The following is an 18,887-nucleotide window of genomic DNA, read 5'->3' as shown; positions in this document are numbered from 1 at the left end:
GGCGACTTATAAAAGTCGCCAATGAATTCAGCGGTCTAATTAATTAAGCAGTCAGTTTCAGCAGGGCTTTAGCGACATCACTGGAACTGCCAGGATTTTGCCCGGTAACCAACAAGCCATCGGTAATGACAAAGGACTGCCAGTCAGCGCCTTTTTCATAAAGGCCACCCAGCTTCTTGAATTCATCTTCCACCAGAAACGGCACCACATCGGTCAACTCCACCGCCGCCTCTTCCGAGTTGGAGAACCCGGTGACGCGACGGCCCTTGACCAGCGGCTCACCATTGACCGCCTTGACGTGACGCAGCGCGCCCGGTGCGTGGCAGACAAAGCCGATCGGCTTGCCAGCACGTTCGAAGGACTCGATCAGGGCGATCGACACCGGCGATTCGGCCAGGTCCCACAGCGGGCCGTGGCCGCCGGGGTAGAACACGGTGTCGAAATCATCGGCGTTGACCGAGTCTAGTTTCACCGTGGAGGCCAGGGCTTGCTGGGCAGCCGGGTCGGCGGCGAAACGGTGCGTCTGTTCGGTCTGGAAGTCCGGCAGATCACTCACCGGGTCCAATGGCGGCTGGCCGCCGGCCGGTGAAGCCAGCACGATCTCGGCGCCGGCGTCCTTGAACGCGTAATAGGGTGCAGCAAACTCTTCGAGCCAGAAGCCGGTCTTGCGCCCGGTATCGCCAAGCTGGTCGTGAGAGGTCAGTACCATTAATACTTTCATTTTCCAGTGCCTCGATAGGTGTGAATGTCAGTTTCTTGCGGCTGACCCAACAACTGCCGGGTCAACCCCAACGCCTCATCAAAAGGCGCCGTAGTACGGGTGATCTTGCTCATGACGCTGGTCCCCAACCACAACGCATACAGGCGCTGGGCCAGGCTGTCCGGGTGTTGCGTAATCACTACCGAGCCGTCTTCGACGCCCTGCTGCAAGGCCTCGGCCAGCAAACCGATGGTGCGTGCAGTGCCACGTTGCAGGGCCAGGCGCATCGGCTCTGAAAGGTCTGACACCTCCGCACCGAGTTTGACGGCAAGGCATTTGCCTGCGTCGGTGCAGCCGGTCTGGTTATCAATCCAGCACTGCCAATAACGCATCAACTTGGTGTGCTGGGTTAAACCCGGCTGCTCGAACAGTTGCTGCATGCCGTGCACGTAGTTGTCGAAGTAGTGGTCGAGCAATACAACGCCAAACGCATCTTTGGAGGTGAAGTAGTGATAAAACGAACCTTTGGGTACGTCGGCGGTTTGCAGTATTTCGTTCAGGCCCACCGCAGAAAAACCTTTGCGGCCAACAATCAATTGCGCCGTGTCAAGAATGCTCTGGCGTACTGTTTTAGTTTCGCTGCTCATCGGATTAGACCAGTCGTCTAGTGCGTTGAGGGAATGTTAGGAGCCTGGGCAAACCCGCACAATGTCAGATCCGCAAGGATTTCGGACATGCGCCAAAGTCGGTTGCCGTTTTCCCGGCAGCCGCCGACAATCCCTGCTCCCCCCACCCGGAGACATGCGATGCACAGCGTTGCGCTGATGGTTTACCCGAACTTCCAGTCCTTGAGTCTCAGCCTGGGCTCGGTGTTCGAGTGCGCGAACCTGTTGCGTGGCGAGCCGGCCTATGAGTTTCACCTGGTGTCGGAAAGCGGCGGCGCGGTGATGACGTCCCAGGGCTTTTCGGTGAACACCACACCGATCCGGCCGGAGGGCTACGACACGCTGATCGTCAGCGGTTATCTGGAATTCCGCCTGCCGGAGGCCAACCTGCTGGAACTGGTCAAGGCCGCCTCCGCCCAGTCGCGGCGCGTCGCCTCATTGTGCATGGGCATCTTCGTGCTGGCCGAAGCGGGCTTGCTGGAAGGCAAGCGCACCACCACCCACTGGATTCACGCGCCGGCCTTTCGCAAGCGCTATCCGCACATTCATTTGGAAGAAGACAAGCTGTTCGTGGTGGACGGCCAGGTGTGGACCGGCGCCGGCATGAGTGCCGGGGTTGACCTGGCATTGGCCATGGTGGAAAACGACCTGGGCAGCGACCTCGCCCGGCGCATTGCGCGCAAACTGGTGATCGCCCAACGCCGGGGCAGTGAACAATCGCAGTTGTCGGCGCTGTTGGAGCTGGACCCCAAGTCGGACCGCGTGCAACTGGCCCTGGCCTATGCCCGCGAGAACCTGACCCACGACTTGTCGGTAGATGCGCTGGCCGATGTCGCCCGCCTCAGCCCGCGCCAGTTCAGCCGGGTATTCCGGGAAGAGACCGGGCAAACACCGGCCAAGGCCATCGAGTCGCTGCGGGTAGAGGCGGCGCGGGCGATGATGGAAACCAGTCGCCACCCGGTCGAGGTGGTCGCCCGCGAAACCGGGTTTGGTGATCGCGAGCGCATGCGCCAGGCATTTTTAAGGGCGTTCGGGCAGCCGCCGCAGGTGATGCAGCAGGCGTTTAATGCAGTGCCGCCCGCGTAATCAGGTAACTCACCAGCTGCGGGTCATCCTCCAGCTCAATCGTCTGCACCGGACGCGGCAGGTTATCCAGCACCGTGCGCCAGAACGCTTGGGACACTTCGTCCTGATCATAGAAGCGCACCAGCCAATCAGCCTCGCCACTGCACAGCACCTGGCTGGCGATGGCGCGGCCGATGCCTTTGCGGCGGTAGCGCTTGAGGACGAACAAGTCGGCCAGCTCCAGGGAGTGGATGCCCGGCAGCTCGCTGCCTTCGATCAACAGAAAGCCCGCGATATAACCATCCACCAACAGCAGGTTGGCGCTCCATTGCGGGTCCTCCCAGTAACGGACCAGGTGTTCGTCATGGATGTAGAAACGGCCATCGGCCTCGACATCTTCCTGTTCCCAGTCAGAGGATTCATAGGCGTAGTACTGGTAAAGATTGCGGATCAGCTCGGCGTGCTCCGGGCCGGTCTGGATCAATTCGACGGTGACTTCGGGCATGAGACTCTCGGTGAAAACACACAGGGCGCCATTGTTCACAAAACCGGTGGGCAGGCCAAGAGAGCGGCCAACCTTTCTACTTGCTGAACCGATTGCAAATAGGTGTTGCCTCGGCCGAAACCCTGAAACATTTCGAATAAACTCCGCGAAATTGACGCTCTCTTTCAAGGACACGTATTTTGACAAACGCCTGTACCGCCGGCCTGGACGTGGGTTTTGCCTCCCTGGATTACCTGCAGATCTTCATCCTGGGCGTGATCCAGGGCATTACCGAGCTGCTGCCGGTGTCGTCCACCGCTCATATGCGCGTGGTCCCCGCCCTGCTCGGCTGGCAGGATCCTGGCTCGGCATTCTCGGCGGCCATGCAGTTGGCGGCGCTGGCGGCGGTGGTCAGTTACTTTTGGCGAGATGTGCGCCAGGTGACCACCGGCAGCATTGGTGCGGTGCGCCGGGGTGACTACAACGACCGCTGGTTCAAGCTGGCGGTGGCGATTGTGCTGGCGACCCTCCCCATCGGCATCGCCGGCCTGGCGCTGTCTTCGACCCTGAACGCCTGCAACTCACCGTTGCGCGGGTTGATGGTGATCGGTATTTCCTGCGTGGTCATGGCCGTGCTGCTGGCGGTGGCCGAAGTGCGCGCACGCCACACCCGCGAAGTGAGCGAGATGCGCCTGCGGGATGCGCTGATCGTGGGGATTGCGCAGATCGGTGCGCTGATTCCAGGGGTTTCGCGGTCCGGTTCTACGCTGACCGCCGCGCTGTTCCTCAACTTCAAGCGTGAGGAAGCCGCGCGGTTCTCCTTCCTGCTCGGCTTGCCCGCCATCGCCCTCGCCGGCCTGAAGGAACTGTGGGTGCTGCTGCACGCCGACATGCCGGCCCATGCCTGGCCGCATTTGCTGTTCGGCCTGGTGGTCGCAAGCCTCTCGGCGTTTTTTGCGATCTGGGGCCTGATGAAGTTTCTGGAGCGGTTCTCCACCTGGCCGTTCGTGATCTATCGCGCGTTGCTGGGGATCTTCCTGATTGTGGCGGTTAGCACCGGGCTGTTGAGCTGATCAGGCCTGACTGCTGCGCCATACCTCGCGAATCAACGCCTGCATTTTCAGCGCTTCGGCCCAGCGATTACTGATCTCACGCCCGTCCGCGCCGGTGATCGCATAGGGCGGCGGGCCCAGTTCGCAGGTGAAGGACAGGCTCTGCGGCGTGTCGGGCCGGGCCAGCCAGTCCTCAATCCCGTAGCGCCACCACTGGGTAAAACGCTGTACCCAGGCTTGGTGCTGGGGAAAGTCCAGGGAGACTTGCACCTGCTCGCTGCTGGCGACACGACCGTGAAACCCCCAGCTGTGGCGCAAAATCGTACGGATATGTTTGTCGTCTTCCGGCGCGCCCGGTTCGGGCAGTTCACGCCCGACCACGTAGTGGGACAGGTCGGCCAGCAGCTTCAAATCCGGCATTTGCGCCAGCAGGTCGAGGGTGAACAGCAGGTCGTTGGTGAGGCGATAACGGTGGGTTTCCAGCAACACCGGAAAGTCCACCTGCTCGGCCAGGCGTTGCCAGCCTTCGACCAGCCGGGCTGCCTCGGCTTGGGTGCGCGGGCGTACGTCGGCTTGCAGGGTGAGGTGGTGGCAGCCGTAGCGAGTGATCACATCCAATGCGGCGGCCAGGTCATCGATCGATTGCGGAAACAGCTGGCCCTCGATCTGCAAGCCTCTTGAGCTAGCCGCCGCGTGTAAACGGGCGACATCGGCAGGCTGCCAGTAATGATCGGTAATGCCGTCAAAACCAGCGGCCTGGATGCGGTCGAGCTGGGTGTCGAGACAGCCGGGTTCGGTCTGCATCGCCCACAGGGATTGGAACACCAGGAATTGGCGCATATCAGCCTCGCAGCAGGTGTTTGAGGGACAGCTCGGGGTTGGCCAGGCTGGCGGTATCGAGCGCAATCCGCGCGCTGATCAGCCGCTCGCAGAGCTTGATGTCCTTGGCCACGCTGCTGCCCGGCGCCCAACCACAGGCGCCTTGCAAGTGCTGATCGCCATCGAGGTAGAACAGCAACAGGCCGCCGCCCGGTAATGGGCGGTTGACCACTGTCGGTGTGATCACGCCCACGGTCTGCAAACCCCAGTCGTACTGATCGGACCAGAAACCGGGCAACGCCTCGAACGGCTCTTCGCGCCCCAGCAGGTTCAGTGCGGCATGCCGGCCCTGGGCTTCGGCGTTGCGCCAGGTTTCCTGGCGATGGTAGAGACCGTCGAGGCGGAACTCACACACATCACCGGCGGCATAGATGTTCGGCGCGCTGGTGCGTAGGTACGCATCGACACGAATGCCCTGCCCCACCTCCAACCCTGCTGCTGCCGCCAGTTCGAGATTGGGTTGCATGCCGATGCCGACCACAATCAAGTCGCAGGGCAACCGGTGCCCATCCACCAACAACACGGCGTCGGCCTGGATGGATTCCAGCGCCACATTCAAACGCACCTGCACACCGTGCTCGCGATGCAGATCCAGCAGCGCCTGGGAGATAACCGCTGGCAGTACACGCCCCGCCAAGCGTGGCCCGGCTTCCAGAACCGTCACTTCACAGCCCAGGCGACGTGCGGTCGCCGCGACTTCCAGGCCGATAAAACCACCACCCACCACCACCAGCCGCGTGCCGGGGCGTAAGGCGCTGCGCAACGCGAGCGCCTCATCGTGAGTGCGCAGGTAAAGCACATTGGCCTGCGCCTGGGGCAAACGTCGCGCCCGGCCGCCGGTGGCCAACAGCAGACCGGCGTAAGGCAACCATTGGCCGTCGGCGAGTTGCAGGCGATGTTGCTGCGGTTCCAGATGAGTCACCGGGTTACCGGCGATGTGCTCTATGCCCAGTTCGGCCAGTCGCGCACTGTCGCACAAGCTGTAGCCGGCCAGCTCCGCCGTGCCTTGCAACAGGCCTTTGGACAACGGCGGCCGCTCATAGGGCAAGTGCAGTTCATCGCCTATCAGAATCAAGCGCCCGGTATAACCTTCTTCGCGCAAGGTCAGCGCCGCCCGGCCACCGGCATGACCGGCGCCGACGATAATCAACGGAGCGTTCATCATCAGGCCGTAACGGCGAGCAACACCCGCCCCGCTTCGACCCGCACCGGGTAGGTCTTGAGGTTGACGCACACCGGCGCGCCGAGGGCCTTGCCGGTGCGGTAGTCGAAGCGCCCGTTGTGCTTGGGGCATTCGATCACGTGGTCCATTACCAGGCCGTCGGCCAGGTGGATTTTCTCGTGGGTGCACAGGCCGGCGGTGGCGAAGAATTCATTCTCGGCCGAGCGGTACAGCGCGTAGGTGTGCGGGCCGTGGTCGAAGCGCAGCACGTCTTCTTCCTCTATTTCGCCCACGGCGCAGACGTCGATCCATTGATCGTTCATGGTGTTTTCTCTTGTTCTTGGGTGGGGATCAGCCAGCAGCGGTTTCTGCATGCACCGGCGCATGGGCAGCCGAATGAGTGTTCGGGTGAATCGGGCGCTGGATGAAATAGGTCGGGTCGCTGCGCTGCCGCCAGATCGTCGGCAGGATTTCCTTGTACGCCTCGAACAGGTTGGCGTACGGCGGTGGGCAGTCGCTGCGGATCTCTTCGTGCAGTTGCGCGAGGGCGTGGTACGGCACCATCGGGTACATGTGGTGTTCGAGGTGGTAGTTCATGTCCATGTAGATAAAGCGCAGCACGCGGTTCATGTAGATGGTGCGGCAGTTGCTGCGGTGGTCCAGCACGTCTTCGGCCAGGCCCACATGCTGGGTGAGGCCAAAGACGTAGCCGAGCCAGGCGCCGTAGAGGCTCGGCAGGCCAATCAGCATCAGCGGCAGCCAGCTGTGCAGGTACAACGCGGTGCCAATCACCACCGCATAAATACCGACCCAGATGCGCGCCGCACGAAACACCTTGGGCCATTCGGATTCGGGGATGAAGTCGGCTTCCTGGGCGCTCATCTTGCCAATGGCATGCCGCGCCACACCGCTGAAGGTTTTCCAGGCCAAGGGCAGGTTGAACAGGCTCAAGAACATCATCAAAAAGCTTGGCGGACGCGGCTCGACGATCTCCGGGTCGCGGCCGACCACGATGGTGTCGGTGTGGTGACGGGCATGGCTCCAGCGCCACACGTGAGGTTCGAAGATGCACATGAAACTCGCGACCTGATACAGCCCGTCGTTCATCCACCGAGTCTTGAACGCCGTGCCATGGCCGGTTTCGTGCCAGCGCGGGTTGGACGCCGTGCCATAGAGCACGCCGTAGGCGAGGAAGAACGGCACACAGGCCCAGGTGCCCCAGAACCAGTAGCCGCCAAAGCCAGTGGCAACCAGTGCGATCACCCAGATGGCGGTGTCGAGCAGGGCCGGGCCGTCGCGGCGCTGCATCAGTTCTTTCATGCGTTTGCGCGAGATGGGCGACTGGTACCAACTGGCCGAGACCAGGCCCTTCTCAGCCGCGCGGGCGGCTTCGGGGCCGGTGAGGCTATAGTCGCGCCGGGCGGTGTGAGCGGTGTGTTCAGGCATTGTTATTGTTCTCCGCAAGCGGGTGGTTTCAGGTGCTGTGTGAAACCCACGATAGAGAACGCCTAAATCACCCTCAAGGCCTTGAATCCATTCCCTATCAAGCTATCATCCAGGCCCAGCGGGGCTTGATAGTTTTCTATCAAGACGCTCAAGGGGCCTGTCATGAACAACAGTAAACGCCCGACCATCGCCACCGTTGCCGCCCAGGCGGGGCTGAGTGTGGCCACCGTCGACCGTGTGTTGAATGCACGTGCGCCGGTCAATCCCGAGACCGCCGAGCAGGTGTTCCAGGCGGCCGAAGCCGTGGGCTATTTTGCGGCGCGGTTGATCGGCCAGCGCATTCGCGAACGCCGGCCGACCTATCGTTTCGGCATCCTGTTGCTGGCCACCGCCCAGGCGTTCTATGCCAGCCTGGCGCAGGCCATCAGCGCCGCCGCCGAGCAGCATGCCGGCGCCAACCTGACGTGCCAGTTCGAGTACATCGTCGATCGCACGCCCAGCGCTATCGTCGCGCAAATTGAACAACTGGCCGTGCAATGCGATGGCCTTGCGGTGGTGAGCTTTGCCCATCCGCTGATCAACGCCTGCCTCAAGCAGATCCGCGAAGCCGGTGTGCCCGTGGTGGCCCTGCTTTCGGGTATCCACGAACAGGCCGAAGAACCCTACGTCGGCCAGGACAACCATGTGGTCGGCCGCACCATGGGCTGGCTGCTCGCCCGCACCTGCGGCGCCCGCAAAGGCAGCGTGGGCATCCTGCTTGGCGGCCACCGTTTCCTCGGCCACCAGGCACGGGTCGAAGGCCTGCACAGCTACCTGGCCGAACACGCGCCGGGGCTCAAACCATTGGAGCCGCTGATCAACCTGGACAACTGCGACATCACCGAAGAAGCCACCCTCGACCTGATCAGCCGCCACAGCGACCTGCGCGGATTGTGCGTGGTGGGCGGCGGCGGCGACGGCATCATCAGCGCCCTGGCACAGTTGCCCAAGCGGCCGGCGTTGTGCTGCATCCTGCAGGAGTCGACTGAGCTGTCACGCCAGGCGTTGGGCCAGGGGTTGATTGATGTGGTGATGGATTCGCAGCCGGGGCAGACAGCGACGGCGTTGGTGCGGTTGATGGTGGATCTGCAGAGTGCAGAGGGGTTCGATCCGGTGCGGCAGCGGGTGTATGTACCGCCGCAGATTGTGACATCGGAGAACATGGGTAACTGAAACACCGCTCCTACAAAGGCTTGCGAAAATCCGCAGCACTCAAGCCAAACCGACTCATCTTGTTGTACAGCCCACCCCGCGACACGTTGAGTTGCTGCGCGGCCAGGCGGATGTTGCCGCCGGTACTGTTGAGCGCGGCGACGATGGCGTGCATTTCATGGCTGCTCAAGTCCTGGGCGGGTGGCGCTTCGTGGGTGCGCAGCGGGATGCGTTGTCGGCTTTCCAGCGGCAGATCCACCGTTTCGATCAGCGCTCCCATCGCCAGGTTGGTCGCCCGTTCAATGCTGTTTTCCAACTCGCGCACATTGCCCGGCCAGCCGTAGGCGGTGAGCAGCGCCAGGGCGTCTGGTGAAAATCCCTGCACCGATTTACGCAGTGAACGAGCGCACCGGACCAGAAAATGCCGCGCCAGCAGCGGAATATCTTCGCGGCGCATGCGCAGCGGTGGCACGGTCAGGTTCAGCACGTTGAGTCGGTAGTAGAGGTCTTCGCGAAACGCGCCTTGCGCCACGGCCTGGCTGAGGTTGCGGTGGGTGGCGGCGATGATGCGCACATTCACTGGCCGCGAGTTTTTCGCGCCTACCCGAGTAATTTCCCCCTCCTGCAACACCCGCAGCAGGCTGACCTGGGCATCGAAGGACATATCGCCAATCTCATCGAGAAAGATGGTGCCGCCATCCGCCAGTTCGAACTTGCCCGCCGAGCCGCCACGGGTGGCGCCGGTGAACGCGCCTTCGACGTGGCCGAACAGCTCGCTTTGCACCAGGTCCCGTGGAATCGCACCGCAGTTGACCGCCACAAATGGGCTGTTGCAGCGCTCGCTGCCATTGTGGATGGCCTGGGCGAACAGCTCCTTGCCGGTGCCGCTTTCACCGAGGATCAGGGTGGTGGAATCACTGCGACTGGCGATGCGTCCCAAGTGCAGCGCGTCCTGGATCGCCCGCGAGCTGCCCTGGATGGTGTCGAAGGTGTAGCTGGCCTGGGTGCCGATGAGGCGCCGGGTGATTTCGCGAATGCGGCGGTTCTCGCGCAGCGACACGATCACCCCGCCCTGCTCCAGCGGGCACACCGAGACCAGGCAGGCGAGTTGACTGCGGTTGTGCAGCTGGAAGGTGCAGTCGAGGTCGCGCACGGGCTCGCCAAGGGCGTCACTCAGTTCACTACGGCCCAGTTGCTGGAACGGCCGCCCGATCAGCTCCAGCCCGACGCCAAACAGCTGCCGGGCATAGCGGTTGAGCGCCTTGATGCAGCCGCGTTCGTCCAGCACCACCAGGCCTTCGTTGAGCACTTCGAGGACAGTCTGCTGTTCTTCCAACAGCCCTTGCAGGGCCATCTGCCGCGATACCGCGTCGGCTGCGGCCTGCACCGTGCCGAGGGTATGGAAGTGAAACCAGCCGGGCTCGGCAGTCAGCGTCAGCATGGCCACGGTCTGGCCCTGGGCATTCTTGATCGGCGCGGCGGCGCAATGCATGCGGCGCTGGCGCAGGCCGACGCCGAAGTTTTCCTCGGCCAACACGTACACCAGGCGATCCTCGGCCAGCGCCAGGCCGGTGCAGTTGGTGCCTTGCACCGATTCCAGCAGGCGACTGCCCACGGGGGTGATGTCCAGCCCGCAGAAATACAGGGTGGTGCCATCGGCATCGGTAAGGTTGATGTGACCGCGCGGGTTGTAGGCCAGCAAGCCATGCATGACTTGCGCGGCGGCCTCGATCAGCACGCGGTGGGTGGCCTGGGCGGCGGCCAGCGTATCGGCGGCAACGAAGCGGTACGCGTTGTCGGTCGGGTCGATACCGGCCTGGACACTGCGCCGCCACGAATCCCAGATCACTTGGCGCACGTGCGCCGGGCGGTCGACCTGGCCGGCCAGGCAGTCGCGCCAGGCCTGTTCCAGTGCAGCGACCGGGCCATCATTCAGCGCGGCAGGCCCCAGGGCCGTGAGGTAGTCGAGGTCTTGCACGCTGAACGCCAGGCTCATTGGGCGGTATCCATGTTCATATTTTTGACATGGCAGTATAGGCATGTCATCAAAATGAACACTTTTTGTTTAAAGATAATTATTAATCTTTATTTATCAATATCTTACGAAATGGCACAGCCCTTGCTCTGACCCCTCTGCCGCAGGACTGTCCTGAGGCCAATAACAACAAGAGGTTATTTCATGAGTACACAGAACATCCGCCTGGGCTTGATCGGTGCCGGACGCATGGGCAGCTTCCACGGCCTGACCGCCGCGCGGCATATCCCCGGCGCCAGCCTGGCAGCGATTGCCGACCCCACACCGGGCCAGGCCGCCCGCCTCGCCGCTGAGCTGGGGGTGAGCAAGGTCTACACCGACCCGCAGCAGTTGCTCGACGACCCGGACATCGACGGCGTGTTGATCGCCGCCCCCGCGCGCAGCCACGCCGAGCTGGTGATCAGCGCCGCCCGCGCCGGCAAGGGCATCTTCTGCGAAAAACCCATGGCTATCACCCTCGATGAAGCCGACCGCGCCATCGCCGCTGCGGCCGATGCGCGGGTGCCGCTGCAAGTCGGGTTCAACCGGCGCTTCGCCAAGAGCTTTCGCACCGCGCACCTCGACGTCGCCGCCGGCCGCATCGGCACCCCGCAACTGCTGCGCTCGCTGACCCGCGACCCGGCGTTGAACAACCCGGCCAAGTCGCCGCAATGGGTGATCTTCCTGGAAACCCTGATCCACGACTTCGACACCCTGCGCTACCTCAACCCCGGCGCCGAGGCGGTGCAGGTCTACGTGATGGCCGACGCTTTGATCGCCCCGGAATACAAAAGCAAAGGCTTCCTCGATACCGCCGTGGTCGCGATTCGCTTCGACAACGGCGCCATCGCCACCGCCGAGGCCAACTTCCAGGCCGTGTATGGCTACGACGTGCGCGGCGAAGTGTTTGGCAGCGCCGGCATGCTGAGCATGGGCAGCCTCAACGATTGCGACCTGGTGCGCTACCTGGCCTAGGGCATCCAGGCCGACACCCAGCGCCTGGACACCGACCTGTTGCGCGACGCCTACATCGCCGAACTCAACCACTTCGTCGACTGCCTGCGCAGCGGCGCCAAACCCCTGGCCAGCGGTGAAGACGCGCGCGCGGCATTGGCGCTTGCCCGCGCCTGCATCGAGTCGTTCGAAACCGGCAAGGCGGTGGCCGTATGAGCCCGTTCACGCTGGCCGTCAGCGCGGAGATGGTGTTTCTCGACCTGCCCTTCATCGAACGCGTGAAGCGTATTCATGCGCTGGGCTTCAGTGCTGAAATCTGGAACTGGACAGACAAGGACATCGCCGCCCTGGCGGCTACCGGCGCCGACTTCACCTCCATGACCGGCTACATCAGCGGCACCCTCACCGACCCCAGCGGTATCCGCCAACTGCTCGACAGCGCCCGCGAATCCTTAGGGGTCGCCGAACGACTGAATTGCCCCAGCCTCAACCTGCACGGCACCGGCCTGGGTGACGGCGGCCTGCCCGTGCAGCCCGTGAGCCAGACCACCGGCCGCATGTGGCTGAGCGCCTGCAAGACCCTGGAAAAAATCGCCCGTTTGGGGGAAGACGCCGGCCGGGTGTTCCTGCTGGAAAACCTCAACACCGAAGTTGACCACCCCGGCACCCCCTTCGCCCGCGCCGACGATACCCTGGCGCTGATCGAGGCCGTGGGCAGCCCGCACCTGAAGATGAACCTGGACCTGTACCACGCGCAGATCGGCGAAGGAAACCTGATCGAACTGATCCAGCGCGCCGGCACACATATCGGTGAAATCCAGGTGGCCGACGTGCCGGGACGCAAGGAGCCCGGCACCGGTGAAATTCACTACCCGGCCATCGCCAGGGCCTTGCACGCCATGGGCTACAGCGGCGTGGTCGGTCTGGAAGGCTGGGCCAGCGGCGACAGCGAGTTGGCTTTGGCGCGTTTCCGCCAGGCGTTCACCCTATAACAATAAAAGGATCACCCTTATGAATCGCTATTCGTTGTTTGCTGCCACCTTGTTGCTGCTGTTCAGCCAATGGACCTTCGCGGCTTATCGCATCGGCGTGAGCATTGCCCGGGTCGACGATAACTTCATGACCTACGTGCGCACCGGCCTGGAAGCGGCCGCCCAGCAGCAGGATGTGCAGATCCAGTTCGAAGATGCCCAGGGCGATGTGGTGCGCCAGCTCAATCAGGTCGAAGGTTTTCTCAACCAGAAGGTCGACGCGGTGATCGTGCTGCCGGTGGACACCGCCGCCACCGCCAACATGACCCGCGCCGCCGTCGCGGCCAAGACGCCGCTGGTGTACGTCAACCGCCATCCGGACGAGCGCACCTTGCCCAAAGGCGTGGTCACCGTGGCTTCCAACGACATCGAGGCCGGGCAATTGCAGATGCGCTACCTGGCGGAAAAACTCGGCGGCAAGGGCAATGTGGCGATCATCATGGGCGACCTTGCACAGAACGCCACCCATGACCGCACCGAGGGCGCCAAACAGGTGCTCAAGGACTTTCCCGGTATCAAGGTGGTCGAGCAGCAAAGCGCCGAATGGCAACGCAGCAAGGGCATGGACCTGACCAGCAACTGGCTGCTGGCGGGCACGCAGTTCGATGCGATCGTGGCCAATAACGATGAAATGGCGATTGGCGCGGCCATGGCGTTACAGCAGGCAGGGAAAGCCAAGGGTGACGTGGCGATTGTCGGCATCGATGGCTTGCCCGATGGGCTGGCGGCGATCAAGCGGGGGTTGCTGACGGCGTCGGTGTTCCAGGACCCGAAAGCCCAGGCAACCCAAGCGGTGCAGGCGGCGGTGCGGATGATCAAGGGCGAGTCGATTGAGCCGGAGGTGTGGGTGCCGTTTGAATTGATCAAGCCGGAGCAGGTGGCGGTGTTTGAGCAGCGCTACAAGTAACGCAAAAGAGCGTGCTCCCATGGCGATCTGAAGGCCGCCACGGGAGCAAGCTCCCTCGCCACAGTTTACCTCGGTCAGTCCAGGTCGCTGGCGTTATGCCGCTCGGCCAACTGCTCATGGGGCTCACCGGACACCCGATTCACCCGCCGCCCGCGCTGCACCGCTGGCCGCGCTTCGATGGCGTCTGCCCAGCGCAACACGTGCTTGTACTCATGCACCGACAAAAACTGCGCCGCGCCATACAGGCGGCCTTTGACCAACCCGCCATACCACGGCCAGATCGCGATATCGGCGATGGTGTATTCATCACCCGCTATGTATTCGCTCACCGCCAGGCGTTGGTCGAGTACGTCCAACTGACGCTTGGTTTCCATGGCAAAGCGGTTGATCGCGTACTCCATCTTGCTCGGCGCATAGGCATAAAAATGCCCGAAACCACCGCCCAGGTAGGGCGCACTGCCCATCTGCCAGAACAGCCACGACAGGCATTCGGCACGGGCCGCAGGCTCGGTGGGGAAGAACGCGCCGAACTTCTCGGCCAGGTACTGCAAAATCGCGCCCGACTCGAACACCCGAATCGGTGTGGCACCACTGCGATCCAACAGCGCCGGGATCTTGGAGTTCGGGTTCACCCCCACAAAACCGCTGCCGAACTGGTCGCCGTCACCGATCTTGATCAGCCAGGCGTCATATTCCGCACCGCTGTGACCCAGCGCCAGCAGCTCCTCCAGCAGGATCGTGACCTTCTGGCCATTAGGCGTGGCCAGGGAATACAGCTGCAGCGGGTGCTTGCCCACCGGCAAGTCTTTTTCGTGGGTGGCACCGGCAATCGGTCGGTTGATGCTGGCGAAGGTGCCGCCATTTTCGGTGTCCCAGGTCCACACTTTCGGGGGTACGTAATCGGTCATGCTGACGGCTCCAGAGGCGTTTGCGATCGGCGAAGCGCTCCAGACTAAACCAAAGGTTGATGGCTCGTCACACAGTGAATGCCACCGCCACCCGCCGCAATGGCATCGATATTCAGCGCCACCACCTCGCGGTCCGGGTAGAGCCGGGCCAGCAGGTCCAGTGCCTTGCGGTCCGCCACCGGGTCGCCAAACTCCGGGGCGATCACCGCACCGTTTATCACGAAGTAATTGATGTAGCCCGCTGCGAAATCCGCATTGCCCCTACTGAACTTGCTTTTACGCGGGTTGAGCGGTGGCGACACCGTGTGCACCTGCAAAGGCCGGCCATCGGCGTCGGTGGCCTTTTTAAGGATTTCCAGGTGCGCCAGAGTGACCTTGTGATCATAGGACTCAGGGTCGGTATCGAGGTTGGCCAGCACTACGCCGGGGGAGACGAAGCGTGCGTAGAAATCGACGTGGGCGTCGGTGATGTCCTTACCCTTGATGCCCGGCAGCCAGATGATCTTGCGCAAGCCCAGGCGCTCCTTAAGCTCCGCCTCGACCTCGGCCTTGCTCCAGTCCGGGTTGCGATTGCGGTTGATCCAGCTGCTTTCGGTCATGATGCCGGTGCCGAGGCCGTCGACTTCAATCCCGCCGCCCTCGCCCACCAATTCGCTGCGGATAGGCCGGGCGCCGGTTGCTTCGGCGATCTGGGCCGCCAGTAGCGCGTCATCGTCGTGCTGCTGCTTGTTGCCCCAGCCATTGAAGTTGAAGTCCACCGCGCCCAGGCTGCCGCTGCCGTCGATGACGAAGTTGGCGCCGGTGTCGCGCATCCAGATGTCATCCAGCTCGGTTTCCACGAAGGTAATGTTGCGGGTGCCGCAGTGTTTTTCCGCAAGATGGCGTTCGTCTTCACGGCAGAACACGGTGACCGGTTCGTGATCAGCAATCGCCCTGGCGATACGGCCCAAAGCGGCCTGCACGTCGGCGGTAAAGTCTTCCCAGATGGCGTCCTGGGCGCCAAAGGCAATGAAGGCCTGACGGTGTTTTTCGCCCTCGTCGGGCATGTAGAAGCCGCCGCGGGTGGCGGCGCGTAGATGCGGGGCGATCAAGGTCATGGCGCAGACCACACTGGCTTGTTTGATGAAGGTGCGACGGGTTGGCATGGGGTTCTCTGGTTACGGTGTTGGGTTGAAAGTGGCGCTTCTGTGATGGAGGCGTTTGTTGTGGTGAATGGGCTTTGGTTATGAGTGGTTTTTTGTGGTGAGCGGTTTTTGTGGTGAGCGAGCTTGCTCGCGCTGGAGTGCGTAGCGCTCCCGTTTTTTTTGGGGCCGCTGCGCAGCCCAGCGCGGGGCAAGCCCGCTCACCACAACAAGCCCCATCACCACAGAAGCCCGCTCACCACAAAAGCCCCTCAGCTACATGGTTTTGAATTTAGTCCATACACGCATCCGTGCGCGCATATCGGCCTGGGGGATGTCCTTGCCGGCGATCAACCGTTCGAAGGTCGCCGCGTCCGGGTAGATGTCCGGGTTATCGCGCATGCTCGCCTCCACGTCCGGCCGCGCCTTGGCATTCGCCGTGGGGTAGCCGGTGAGGTTGGTGATGGCGGCCATGTTTTGCGGGCGCATCACGAAGTTGATGAAGGCGTAGGCGTATTCCGGGTGCTGGGCGTCGACCGGGATGGCCATGGTGTCAATCCACACCGTGGTGCCTTCGCGGGGGATGTGATAGCCGAAGGTTACCGCTTTGCCGGCCGCATCGGCGGCGCGCTGGGCCTGGGTCATGTCGCCGCTGTAGCCGAGGGACAGGCACAGGTTGCCATTGACCAGGTCGGTCACCGGTTGCGACTGGAACTTGCGGATGTACGGCCGCACCTTGAGCAGCAGCTCACTGGCCGCCGCCAAGTCTTCACGCTTGGCGCTGCGCGGGTCGCGGCCCAGGTAGTTGAGCACCACGGCGAGGACTTCGTCCGGTGAATCGATCAGCGAGATGCCGCAATCGGCGAATTTGGCCGCGTTCTCCGGCTTGAACAGCAGGTCGAGGCTGTTGACCGGCGCATTCGGCATGCGCTGCTGGATCTGCTGGGTGCTGTAGGTCAGGCCGATCGTGCCCCAGGTGTAGGGCACCGTGGCTTTGTTCGAGTTGACGTAGTGGGTGCGCAGTTTCTGCAGGCCCGGCTCGATGTCGCTCATGGCGTCGAGCTTGGCGGGGTCCAGTGCTTGCAGGCTGCCGGCGCGCATCAGGCGTTCGGCCACGGTATCGCCGGGGAAGATCAGGTCGTAGCCGCTGCCGCCGGCCATCAACTTGGCTTCCAGGGTTTCACTGCCATCCATCACGTCGTAGATCACCCGGATACCGGTCTCGGCGGTGAATTTGGACAGGGTGTCGGCGGCGAAATAGTCAGCCCAGTTGTAGAGCTTGAGGGTTTTGTCCTCTGCCGAGGCGCAGACACTCGTCATGATCAGCGCACAACTCAATAGCCGCTTCATGATGGACGCCCATCCAGGGTCAGCAGGCCGCCGTACATCTCCGGGCGACGGTCGCGATAGATGCCCCAGGTCAGGCGGTCTTCGCGCATGGCGGACAGATCGAGGCTGCGCAGCAGAACGCCGGTGGAGTCGCGATCCGCTTCAGCCAGCAGCTTGCCCTTGTGGTCGCAGATGAACGATGAACCGTAGAAGTCCATTTGCAGGCTCGGGTCGGTGGTCGCCACTTCACGGCCGACGCGGTTGGCCGCCACTACCGGCAACAGGTTCGCCGCCGCGTGGCCGCGCATGGTCATCTGCCAATGGTCCCTCGAGTCGAGCGTGGCGCAGCCGGGTTCCGAGCCGATGGCGGTGGGAAACAGCAGCACTTCGGCGCCTTGTAACGCCAGGCAGCGCGCGGTCTCCGGGAACCACTGGTCCCAGCAGATGCCCACGCCCAGGCGCCCGAAGACCGTCTCCCAGACGCGAAAACCTGTGTCGCCGGGGCTGAAATATTCTTTCTCCTGATAGCCGATGGCGTTCGGGATATGGGTCTTGCGGTACACGCCGAGCAAGCGCCCGTCGGCATCCGCCACACTGAGGGAATTGAAGAATGCGTTGCCGGCCTTTTCAAACCAACTCAGCGGCAATACCACGCCCAACTCCTTGGCCAGTGCGGCGAAACGCTTAAGCACGTGGCTGTGCTGATAGTCCTCGGCCAACGCCAAATGTTTGTGGTGTTGCTCGATGCAGAAATACGGCGTGGCGAACAGCTCCTGCAACAGGATGACCTGGGCGCCCTGCGCCGCCGCATCTCGCACCAACTGCTCGGCACGGTCGAGGTTGCCCGGCAGGTCCCAGGTGCAGTGCATTTGGGTAGTGGCAATGGTCAGAATACTCATGGCTTCACCCAGGCTGGCTGTTGCTGGGTGATGCAGTGCACGCCGCCGCCGCCATGGGCCAGGTGGTTGATCTGCACCGGTACGATCTCGCGACCGGGAAACGCCTGGGCCAAGACTTCGGCCGCGACCTGATCGGCTGCAATGCCATAGGCCGGCATGATAATTGCCCCGTTGGCGATGTAGAAGTTGGTGTAGGAGGCGCAGAACACCTCGGCGTCGGTGTCGACCGCATCGGTGGCTTCATGCAGCTCGATCAGCTCGAAATGGCGGCCTCGGGCGTCGGTGGCGAGTTCCAGGGCGCGACGGTTTTCGCGCACCACTTCGGCGTATACAGAGCTTTGATCGTGAGTTGCATCGACCAGCAACACGCCAGGGCGGGCAAACGCACAAACACCATCAACATGCCCGTCAGTCATGTCGCCCGTGACGTAGTCCGGGTCGCCGGGCAACCAAATGGTCTTCTTGATGCCCAGCAGGCGCGTGAAGATGGCTTCCATCTCGGCCTTGCTCACGCCGGGGTTGCGGTTGGGGTTGAGCAGCACCGATTCGGTGGTGATCAGCGTGCCCTCGCCGTCCACATGGATCGCGCCGCCTTCATTGCTCAGGGGCGTGCCGAAACATTCCAGCCCCAGGTGATTGAGCACCCGACGTGCCAGACTTTCGTCCAAATCATGGGCCGACTTGCCACCCCAGGCATTGAAGCGCCAGCTCACACCGGCCGTGCCCAGCTGCGGATGGCAGACAAAGGTCGGGCCGGAATCGCGGCACCAGCTGTCGTTGACGGCCTGTTCGATCAGCTCGATGCCCGGCCCGCACAGCGCCTTGGCGCCCGCCACGGCAGACGGATCAACCAGCATTTTCACCGGTTCGAAGCGAGCGATCGCATTGGCCACCCGTGCAAAATCCTCCTGCACCTGCGCCAGGGTCACGCCCCACGTGGTTTCCCACAAGGCCCGATTGTGCGTCCAGACCATCCACGTCGCCGCATGCCGGGCCCACTCCGCAGGCATCCACCAACCATTGCTTTGCATTGCATTCTGCTGCATGACAAGTACCCTTCAGTTAAGTCATTGTGTTCAG

Annotated in this window: 18 protein-coding genes and 1 pseudogene; 6 read left to right on the top strand and 13 right to left on the bottom strand. The window is 62.8% G+C overall.

Translation table 11 applies throughout. The annotated features are described in order from the left end of the window. Positions 1-43: 43 nt before the first annotated feature. On the bottom strand, positions 44-721 hold the full coding sequence (locus OZ428_RS13490) for a type 1 glutamine amidotransferase domain-containing protein (protein ID WP_038841760.1): 678 nt from the start codon (positions 719-721) through the stop codon (positions 44-46). Continuing rightward, a complete protein-coding gene (locus tag OZ428_RS13485) occupies positions 718-1,347 on the bottom strand; it encodes a TetR/AcrR family transcriptional regulator (protein WP_269133699.1) in 630 nt (209 codons plus the stop codon). The genes OZ428_RS13490 and OZ428_RS13485 overlap by 4 nt, the downstream gene beginning before the upstream one ends. 159 nt (positions 1,348-1,506) lie before the next feature. On the opposite strand from OZ428_RS13485, the gene OZ428_RS13480 reads away from it, so the two are divergent. Beyond that, a complete protein-coding gene (locus OZ428_RS13480) occupies positions 1,507-2,451 on the top strand; it encodes a GlxA family transcriptional regulator (RefSeq protein WP_033903177.1) in 945 nt (314 codons plus the stop codon). Here the strand turns inward: OZ428_RS13480 and OZ428_RS13475 are convergent. Then, on the bottom strand, positions 2,429-2,935 hold the full coding sequence (locus tag OZ428_RS13475) for a GNAT family N-acetyltransferase (protein ID WP_269133698.1): 507 nt from the start codon (positions 2,933-2,935) through the stop codon (positions 2,429-2,431). The two genes, OZ428_RS13480 and OZ428_RS13475, sit on opposite strands and share 23 nt — an antisense overlap. Positions 2,936-3,114: 179 nt before the next feature. Here OZ428_RS13475 and OZ428_RS13470 point away from each other — a divergent pair, with 179 nt between their 5' ends. Beyond that, the gene (locus OZ428_RS13470; RefSeq protein WP_033903175.1) at positions 3,115-3,987 is read left to right on the top strand and encodes an undecaprenyl-diphosphate phosphatase; all 873 of its coding nucleotides are present in this window, start codon (positions 3,115-3,117) and stop codon (positions 3,985-3,987) included. Here the strand turns inward: OZ428_RS13470 and OZ428_RS13465 are convergent, their stop codons facing one another. The 4 genes from OZ428_RS13465 to OZ428_RS13450 are packed head-to-tail and all read right to left on the bottom strand — an operon-like array spanning position 3,988 to position 7,453. Beyond that, positions 3,988-4,806: a sugar phosphate isomerase/epimerase family protein gene (locus tag OZ428_RS13465; RefSeq protein WP_269133697.1), complete on the bottom strand. Its 819-nt coding sequence runs from the start codon at positions 4,804-4,806 to the stop codon at positions 3,988-3,990. It lies immediately after the preceding gene. Position 4,807: 1 nt separating this feature from the next. Continuing rightward, the gene (locus OZ428_RS13460; protein WP_269133696.1) at positions 4,808-6,007 is read right to left on the bottom strand and encodes an NAD(P)/FAD-dependent oxidoreductase; all 1,200 of its coding nucleotides are present in this window, start codon (positions 6,005-6,007) and stop codon (positions 4,808-4,810) included. Positions 6,008-6,009: 2 nt separating this feature from the next. Then, entirely contained in the window at positions 6,010-6,330 is a 321-nt protein-coding gene (locus tag OZ428_RS13455) for a MocE family 2Fe-2S type ferredoxin (protein ID WP_269133695.1), read from the bottom strand. A gap of 28 nt (positions 6,331-6,358) precedes the next feature. Beyond that, positions 6,359-7,453, bottom strand: coding sequence for a fatty acid desaturase family protein (locus OZ428_RS13450; RefSeq protein ID WP_269133694.1), 1,095 nt, complete (start codon positions 7,451-7,453; stop codon positions 6,359-6,361). A gap of 162 nt (positions 7,454-7,615) precedes the next feature. On the opposite strand from OZ428_RS13450, the gene OZ428_RS13445 reads away from it, so the two are divergent. Further along, positions 7,616-8,665: a LacI family DNA-binding transcriptional regulator gene (locus tag OZ428_RS13445; protein WP_269133693.1), complete on the top strand. Its 1,050-nt coding sequence runs from the start codon at positions 7,616-7,618 to the stop codon at positions 8,663-8,665. 10 nt (positions 8,666-8,675) lie between these two features. Here the strand turns inward: OZ428_RS13445 and OZ428_RS13440 are convergent, their stop codons facing one another. Then, complete coding sequence (locus OZ428_RS13440; RefSeq protein ID WP_269133692.1) at positions 8,676-10,640, bottom strand: sigma-54 interaction domain-containing protein; 1,965 nt, start codon at positions 10,638-10,640, stop codon at positions 8,676-8,678. A 183-nt stretch (positions 10,641-10,823) separates the two neighbouring features. Between OZ428_RS13440 and OZ428_RS13435 the strand changes: the two are divergent. The 3 genes and pseudogenes from OZ428_RS13435 to OZ428_RS13425 all read left to right on the top strand — a co-directional run bounded on the left by OZ428_RS13435 (position 10,824) and on the right by OZ428_RS13425 (position 13,550). Then, a pseudogene (locus OZ428_RS13435) lies at positions 10,824-11,828 on the top strand (Gfo/Idh/MocA family oxidoreductase). Beyond that, complete coding sequence (locus tag OZ428_RS13430) at positions 11,825-12,604, top strand: TIM barrel protein (RefSeq protein WP_269133690.1); 780 nt, start codon at positions 11,825-11,827, stop codon at positions 12,602-12,604. The pseudogene OZ428_RS13435 and the gene OZ428_RS13430 overlap by 4 nt, the downstream one beginning before the upstream one ends. Positions 12,605-12,623: 19 nt before the next feature. Next, positions 12,624-13,550, top strand: coding sequence for a sugar ABC transporter substrate-binding protein (locus tag OZ428_RS13425; protein ID WP_269133689.1), 927 nt, complete (start codon positions 12,624-12,626; stop codon positions 13,548-13,550). A 74-nt stretch (positions 13,551-13,624) separates the two neighbouring features. On the opposite strand, the gene yghU is transcribed toward OZ428_RS13425, so the two are convergent. The 5 genes from yghU to OZ428_RS13400 form a co-directional block, all read right to left on the bottom strand. Continuing rightward, positions 13,625-14,458 carry a glutathione-dependent disulfide-bond oxidoreductase gene (gene yghU / locus OZ428_RS13420; protein WP_038849352.1) on the bottom strand — a complete coding sequence of 278 codons (834 nt, stop codon included), beginning with the start codon at positions 14,456-14,458 and terminating at the stop codon, positions 13,625-13,627. A gap of 44 nt (positions 14,459-14,502) precedes the next feature. After that, positions 14,503-15,603 carry an agmatine deiminase family protein gene (locus OZ428_RS13415; RefSeq protein ID WP_269133688.1) on the bottom strand — a complete coding sequence of 367 codons (1,101 nt, stop codon included), beginning with the start codon at positions 15,601-15,603 and terminating at the stop codon, positions 14,503-14,505. A 252-nt stretch (positions 15,604-15,855) separates the two neighbouring features. Further along, complete coding sequence (locus OZ428_RS13410) at positions 15,856-16,929, bottom strand: extracellular solute-binding protein (protein WP_269133687.1); 1,074 nt, start codon at positions 16,927-16,929, stop codon at positions 15,856-15,858. Then, on the bottom strand, positions 16,926-17,807 hold the full coding sequence (aguB, locus tag OZ428_RS13405) for an N-carbamoylputrescine amidase (protein ID WP_269133686.1): 882 nt from the start codon (positions 17,805-17,807) through the stop codon (positions 16,926-16,928). Before aguB ends, OZ428_RS13410 begins: the two co-directional genes overlap by 4 nt. Continuing rightward, positions 17,804-18,853, bottom strand: a complete 1,050-nt coding sequence (locus OZ428_RS13400) for an agmatine deiminase family protein (protein WP_269133685.1) — start codon at positions 18,851-18,853, stop codon at positions 17,804-17,806. The genes aguB and OZ428_RS13400 overlap by 4 nt, the downstream gene beginning before the upstream one ends. Between the last annotated feature and the right edge of the window lie 34 nt (positions 18,854-18,887).

Source organism: Pseudomonas sp. GXZC (genome assembly GCF_026967615.1).
GTDB classification, from domain to species: domain Bacteria; phylum Pseudomonadota; class Gammaproteobacteria; order Pseudomonadales; family Pseudomonadaceae; genus Aquipseudomonas; species Aquipseudomonas azotoformans_A.
The sequence above is the reverse complement of the archived record's forward strand: the minus strand, read 5'-3'. Positions and strand labels throughout refer to the sequence as shown.

Bases quoted from the DNA above. Each gene is read 5' to 3' on its own strand.
- yghU (WP_038849352.1), bottom strand. From the start codon at position 14,458: ATGACCGATTACGTACCCCCGAAAGTGTGGACCTGGGACACCGAAAAT.
- OZ428_RS13440 (WP_269133692.1), bottom strand. From the start codon at position 10,640: ATGAGCCTGGCGTTCAGCGTGCAAGACCTCGACTACCTCACGGCCCTG.
- OZ428_RS13445 (WP_269133693.1), top strand. From the start codon at position 7,616: ATGAACAACAGTAAACGCCCGACCATCGCCACCGTTGCCGCCCAGGCG.
- OZ428_RS13480 (WP_033903177.1), top strand. From the start codon at position 1,507: ATGCACAGCGTTGCGCTGATGGTTTACCCGAACTTCCAGTCCTTGAGT.
- OZ428_RS13450 (WP_269133694.1), bottom strand. From the start codon at position 7,453: ATGCCTGAACACACCGCTCACACCGCCCGGCGCGACTATAGCCTCACC.
- OZ428_RS13460 (WP_269133696.1), bottom strand. From the start codon at position 6,007: ATGAACGCTCCGTTGATTATCGTCGGCGCCGGTCATGCCGGTGGCCGG.
- OZ428_RS13465 (WP_269133697.1), bottom strand. From the start codon at position 4,806: ATGCGCCAATTCCTGGTGTTCCAATCCCTGTGGGCGATGCAGACCGAA.
- OZ428_RS13430 (WP_269133690.1), top strand. From the start codon at position 11,825: ATGAGCCCGTTCACGCTGGCCGTCAGCGCGGAGATGGTGTTTCTCGAC.
- OZ428_RS13475 (WP_269133698.1), bottom strand. From the start codon at position 2,935: ATGCCCGAAGTCACCGTCGAATTGATCCAGACCGGCCCGGAGCACGCC.
- OZ428_RS13410 (WP_269133687.1), bottom strand. From the start codon at position 16,929: ATGAAGCGGCTATTGAGTTGTGCGCTGATCATGACGAGTGTCTGCGCC.
- OZ428_RS13455 (WP_269133695.1), bottom strand. From the start codon at position 6,330: ATGAACGATCAATGGATCGACGTCTGCGCCGTGGGCGAAATAGAGGAA.
- OZ428_RS13490 (WP_038841760.1), bottom strand. From the start codon at position 721: ATGAAAGTATTAATGGTACTGACCTCTCACGACCAGCTTGGCGATACC.
- OZ428_RS13400 (WP_269133685.1), bottom strand. From the start codon at position 18,853: ATGCAGCAGAATGCAATGCAAAGCAATGGTTGGTGGATGCCTGCGGAG.
- OZ428_RS13415 (WP_269133688.1), bottom strand. From the start codon at position 15,603: ATGCCAACCCGTCGCACCTTCATCAAACAAGCCAGTGTGGTCTGCGCC.
- OZ428_RS13425 (WP_269133689.1), top strand. From the start codon at position 12,624: ATGAATCGCTATTCGTTGTTTGCTGCCACCTTGTTGCTGCTGTTCAGC.
- aguB (WP_269133686.1), bottom strand. From the start codon at position 17,807: ATGAGTATTCTGACCATTGCCACTACCCAAATGCACTGCACCTGGGAC.
- OZ428_RS13485 (WP_269133699.1), bottom strand. From the start codon at position 1,347: ATGAGCAGCGAAACTAAAACAGTACGCCAGAGCATTCTTGACACGGCG.